General features: G+C 65.4%; 4 protein-coding genes. All 4 read left to right on the forward strand.

The genetic code is table 11. From position 1 onward, the window contains the following. Positions 1–24: 24 nt before the first annotated feature. The 4 genes from ACE04F_RS10365 to ACE04F_RS10380 are packed head-to-tail and all read left to right on the forward strand — an operon-like array spanning position 25 to position 2,904. Positions 25–825: an ABC transporter permease gene (locus tag ACE04F_RS10365; RefSeq protein WP_486106424.1), complete on the forward strand. Its 801-nt coding sequence runs from the start codon at positions 25–27 to the stop codon at positions 823–825. After that, a complete protein-coding gene (locus ACE04F_RS10370; protein ID WP_486106426.1) occupies positions 825–1,673 on the forward strand; it encodes an ABC transporter ATP-binding protein in 849 nt (282 codons plus the stop codon). Before ACE04F_RS10365 ends, ACE04F_RS10370 begins: the two co-directional genes overlap by 1 nt. Further along, a complete protein-coding gene (locus ACE04F_RS10375) occupies positions 1,670–2,632 on the forward strand; it encodes a HEAT repeat domain-containing protein (RefSeq protein ID WP_486106428.1) in 963 nt (320 codons plus the stop codon). Before ACE04F_RS10370 ends, ACE04F_RS10375 begins: the two co-directional genes overlap by 4 nt. Beyond that, the gene (locus ACE04F_RS10380; protein ID WP_434672325.1) at positions 2,629–2,904 is read left to right on the forward strand and encodes a DUF971 domain-containing protein; all 276 of its coding nucleotides are present in this window, start codon (positions 2,629–2,631) and stop codon (positions 2,902–2,904) included. Before ACE04F_RS10375 ends, ACE04F_RS10380 begins: the two co-directional genes overlap by 4 nt. Positions 2,905–3,354: the final 450 nt, after the last annotated feature.

Consider the following 3,354-nt stretch of genomic DNA (forward strand, 5'->3'; position numbering starts at 1 on the left):
GGCTCGCTCCCACAAGGGATCTCCATGACTGAGGGGAAATCAGTGCATCCATCACTCAAACGCTGGCTCCTGCGAGCCGCTTCCTTGTTGCTCTGCCTGCTGTTCTGGCAGCTCGCCGCCAACGGTCACTGGGACCTCGGCCTGGTGACTTTCGCCAACGTCCCGGCTCCGCTGGCGGTGATCGAGGCCGCGCTCGGCCTGGGCGAGTCGGGCCATCTCGTTCGGCACTTGGGCAGCAGCCTGGGGCGGGTCTTTGCCGGGTATGGCGCGGCGTTGCTGGTGGGCGTGGCGCTGGGTTTGGCCATCGGCCGTTCCCGGTGGGCCGAAGACCTGTTGCTGCCACCGCTGGAAGTGCTGCGGCCGATTCCGGCGGTGGCCTGGATCCCGCTGGCGATCCTGATGTTTCCCTCGTCGGAACTGTCGATGGTGTTCATCACCTTCACCGGTGCGCTGTTCCCGATCCTGCTCAACACCGTGCACGGCGTCGAAGGGGTGGACCGGCGCCTGGTCGCATCGGCGAAAAGCCTGGGGGCAGGGCGCCGGGCAATCCTGCTGGAGGTGATCCTGCCGGGCGCGGCGCCGAGCATCATCACCGGCCTCGCCATCGGCATGGGCACGTCCTGGTTCTGCCTGGTGACGGCGGAAATGATCGCCGGCCAGTACGGCATCGGCTACTACACCTGGGCGTCCTACACCGTGCAGAACTACCCCGACATCGTCGTCGGCATGTTGCTGATCGGCGTGCTGGGCATGGGCAGCAGTTTGTTGATCAAGCGCCTGGGCGGGCTGTTCACGCCTTGGCACCGACCCCGAGGAAAAGCCTGATGAGCGCGATGCAAACCCCTGAAGGGCGGATCGATATCCGCCAGTTATCCATTGTCCTGGGCCAGGGTGCCCAGGCCTTCGAAGCGGTGCAGGGGCTGGATTGCCAGATCGAGGCCGGCCAGTTCGTCTGCATCCTCGGGCCGTCCGGCTGCGGCAAATCGACGTTGCTCGGCGCGCTTGCCGGGCACCTGCAACCCAGTGCCGGCACGCTGAATGTCGATGCGCTGCCGGTGGCCGGCCCGTCGCCCCAGCGCGGCATGGTGTTCCAGCAGCACACCCTGTTTCCGTGGCGCAGTGTGCGCGACAACGTCGCTTTCGGCCTGAAGATGCGCGGCCAGGGCAAGGCCGAACGACACCGGGCCGCCGATGAAATCCTTGCCCTGGTGGGCCTGGAAGGTTTCGCCGGGCACTGGCCGGACCAACTGTCCGGCGGCATGCAGCAACGGGTGGAGATCGCCCGGGTGCTGGTCAATCGCCCGCGTTTGTTGCTGATGGATGAACCCTTCGGCGCGTTGGATGCATTGACCCGGTTGAACATGCAAGAGCTGCTGCTGGACATCTGGACGCGCATCCGCACCACCGTTGTCTTCGTCACCCATGACATCGACGAGGCGTTGTTCCTCGCTGATCGCTTGCTGGTGATGAGCCCGCGCCCGGGCCGGATCATCGAGGAGCTGCGCCTGGATTTCCCGCGGCCACGAACCACCGACCTGGTCACCCGCCCTGAGTTTTCCCGGTTGAAACGCCATTGCCTCGAGCTGCTGCGCCATGCAGATGGCCGGCAATTGCCGCGCCTCAATCCCCTCGGGCTTCCTCCTGAAACCTCCTTGCCGCGATTTGCCCTATGACTTCTCTATTCGAAAACACCGACAACGATGACATTCTTGCCCTGCAACCACGCCTGACGGACGACGACGCCGGAGTGCGCCGCATCGCCCTGATCGAACTGGCTGACCTGGAGGAACCCGAAGGCCTGCTGTGGCTCGTCGACCGTCTGGCCCGGGATCCCAGCGCCGAGGTGCGGGCCGAAGCCGCGCGCTTGCTCGAAGCCTGGGAGGACGCGCCGGTGGTCGCGGCCCTGTGCCAGGCCTTGACTGATGCCTCCCCGACCGTGCAGGCCGCGGCTGCCCAGAGCCTGAGCCTGCTCAAGAGCGAGGCGGCGGGGGAGGTGATATTGCCTTGGACCACCCACGCGGATGCCAGCGTGCGCATCGCTGCGTTCCGCGCCTTGCGCGAGTTGCGCCTGGGCGCTGCCGCACCGGCTGCGATCGCGGCCCTGGTCGACGCCGATGCCGGCGTGCGTCGCGAAGCGGTGGGCGTGCTGGGCTGGCTCAAGCAGCTTGAGGCTCTGCCGGCCCTGGCCCGGCTCGCCAGCGCCGACCCGGACAGCGAAGTGCGCCGCGCGGCCACCGGCGCCCTGGGCCTGGCTGCGGATGCGCAGGTCTTGCCGGCGCTGCGCCAGGCCTTGCGCGACCCAGCCTGGACGGTGCGTGAAGAGGCCGCCACCACGCTGGGCAAAGTGGCTCACGCCGACGCCGGCCCGGCCCTGATCGAGGCCCTGGATGATGATTACTGGCAAGTGCGCCTGCGCGCTACCCGCAGTCTTGGCCGCTTGCGTTATGCCCAGGCGTTGCCGGCACTGATCGAAACCCTGGGCCATCGCATCAGCAACTTGCGCAAGGAAGCGGCGTTGGCGTTGGGCGAGTTGAACGATCCGGGAGCGATCCCCGCCTTGCAGGCAGCCCGGGACGATGGCGACCCGGAAGTGCGCAAGGCCGTGCGCATCGCCTTGGGCCAGTTGCAATGAGTCCGTTGACGATCGGCAATTCCCGGGACAAGGGCCAGTTGCGGCTGAGTTGGCCCGATGGTCGCGAGCAACGGCTGGACCATGTCGAGCTACGCAGGCAATGCCCATGTTCCCAATGCCGGGCGTTTCGCCTGCAAGGGCTGACGGTTCAGGTCGATGCCCGGGTGCGGGTGGTTGAGGTCAATGCCCAGGGCTATGGGGTTCAGCTGGTATTCAGTGATGGGCACGAGCGGGGGATTTTTCCCTGGGCTTATCTGGCGGGTTTTAGTTGAATCCAACTGTTCGCAGATTCTTTGTGGGAGATTCTTTTGTGGGAGCGAGCCTGCTCGCGAAGGCGGGTTCCTCCTAGGGAGAATGTTGTTCATTTAAAGACGACGATGAACCCCGTGGCGAGGGAGCTTGCTCCCGCTGGGCTGCGCAGCAGCCCCAAACCATTCAGCAGGATGCATCTGGACAACAGCAGGTTTTTTACGACTGCTGCGCAGCCGAGCGGGAGCAAGCTCCCTCGCCACGGGTTTATCCTTTTCTTGGGGAAAACAACAAATTCGCCATCCATGCAAGCTGTCCCACCACCTTCGCGAGCAGGCTCGCTCCCACAGAGGAAATGCAAAACCCACCAAACCAGGTCGGCTCGAAGGCCGCTTCGCGGTGGACGTTGATTTCGGCGCCCCGTTAACCACGCTGGCCGAACGCAGGCATTGTGGAGTGGGCATCCCGGCATG

It is taken from the genome of Pseudomonas sp. AGC41, assembly GCF_057334555.1.

Coding starts and splice junctions, on each gene's coding strand:
- ACE04F_RS10365 (WP_486106424.1), top strand. CDS start 25: ATGACTGAGGGGAAATCAGTGCATCCATCACTCAAACGCTGGCTCCTG.
- ACE04F_RS10370 (WP_486106426.1), top strand. CDS start 825: ATGAGCGCGATGCAAACCCCTGAAGGGCGGATCGATATCCGCCAGTTA.
- ACE04F_RS10375 (WP_486106428.1), top strand. CDS start 1,670: ATGACTTCTCTATTCGAAAACACCGACAACGATGACATTCTTGCCCTG.
- ACE04F_RS10380 (WP_434672325.1), top strand. CDS start 2,629: ATGAGTCCGTTGACGATCGGCAATTCCCGGGACAAGGGCCAGTTGCGG.